Origin of the sequence: Synechococcus sp. H60.1, assembly GCF_047462335.1 — a bacterium.
Lineage (GTDB): Bacteria > Cyanobacteriota > Cyanobacteriia > Thermostichales > Thermostichaceae > Thermostichus.
Window position 1 is genome coordinate 23,415 of record NZ_JANSJA010000165.1, and the last position, 1,553, is coordinate 24,967.

The window sequence follows — 1,553 nt, forward strand, 5'->3', positions numbered from 1 at the left end:
GCCAAAGTGGGCTTCGGGCAAATCTGGGTCTTCTCTTAACGCTTGTTCAAACTGCTGCACAGCCTCTTGCACCTGCTGGGGCCAGACAAACTTGCGCCCAGAGGCGTCGCGGTGTTTTTGACCCAAATAGGACAAGCCGATGGCAGCAACCGCCTCAGGCAAGCTGGGCACTAGCCCCAGGGCTCGCTGGTAGCTTTTGATGGCTTCGCTGTGCTGCTCCTGGGCCGCTAAGACCAAGCCCAGCCCGTAGTAGGCGCGGCCCTGCTGGAGCTTGGAGGAGCTGCCGGAGAGGAGCACCTGGCTGAACTCTTGGCCAGCCTGGGCCAGACGCCCCGCATGAACCATGGCCAAGCCCAGATCCACCCGCACAGCGGCGGCTAATTCGGGATCCAGATCGAGATTGAGGGCGGTTTGAAAAGCTGCTATTGCCGCCTTTAACTGGCCCTTGCGCATCAGCGCTTGTCCCATCAGGTAGTGGGCTGAGCCCAGGCGATCGTCCAACTCCAAAGCAGCCCAGCAGGAATCGATCGCCTCGTCCCATTGCCCCAGCTTGAGGCGAATTTGAGCAATACAGAGGTGGGCCTGGCTGAAGTGGGGATCCAACCCAAGGGCCTTTTGTTGCTGGGCCAAGGCTTCTGCCCAGTTGCCTTTCTCGGCCCAGGCTTGGCCAAGCAGGCTATGGATCTCGACTTGAGCAGATCCCTGGGTGAGGGACAGGGCCTCCTGAAACCGCTCCACTGCCTCAGGAACTTGATTGGCCTGTAAAAAGGACAAACCTTCTGCCAAAGGATCAGAGGATCCCTCTCGCTTAAAGGTGTTGACAGCACGCCGGCCTTTCCACCCCAGCCAGCCCCCCCCTGCAGCCAGGAGCAACAGAGGGATCCCTACTCCCAGCGATCTGGCCCGGGCAGGGATGTCGGGCTGCCGGAAGGAATGCACCACCAACCCGGCCCCCAGCAGGAGAGACAAAGCCAGGGCTCCCCCCAGGAAGGGGCGTAGGGTAGGTTGGTGCAACTGCTGGCCAAGCGCCTGAACGTTGACCGGAAGGCTGATGGGAGAACTGGGGCGAGCAGGGGCAGTTGTGGACGGAGAGGTCGGGATCCCAGCTTGGGCCTGTGCAGAGGCATGAGGAGATTGGTTTGGGTCAGGCCCTGAGCCTCGCTCTTTCTGGGTTTTGGGAAGCGGCGCCTCTAGGGTTTTAACTTTGCGATCAGGCCTGGCATCGGGATCCACAACAGGTTTTTGGGCATCCAGCACCTTGATCTCGGAAATCTTGGTGCCGGGCAATACAATCTCCGTGGCGTCGGCACCGCTTTTCCCAGAAGACAAATAGAAGACTTTTTTCCACTGCGGCTGTGTTTCTCCCTGCAGCCGACCGTACACCACCAGTTGGCTGACTCCCTGCACCGGCGCGCCTTCCAATTGGCCGGCAACCCGCTGCAACACCATAGAGCGGCTGAACAGTCCCTGCTGTGGCAGATCCACCATCAGGTAAAGGACATCTTGTTTCAGCGCCGAACGGCTTGGCAGGGGAGCAAGGGCCTTCTGCAAAG

At 60.2% G+C, this 1,553-nt stretch carries 1 protein-coding gene; it reads right to left on the reverse strand.

Translation table 11 applies throughout. The annotated features are described in order from the left end of the window. Positions 1-1,553: tetratricopeptide repeat protein (locus tag NW852_RS08465; protein WP_414426642.1), on the reverse strand; the 1,553-nt coding region annotated here is incomplete at both ends.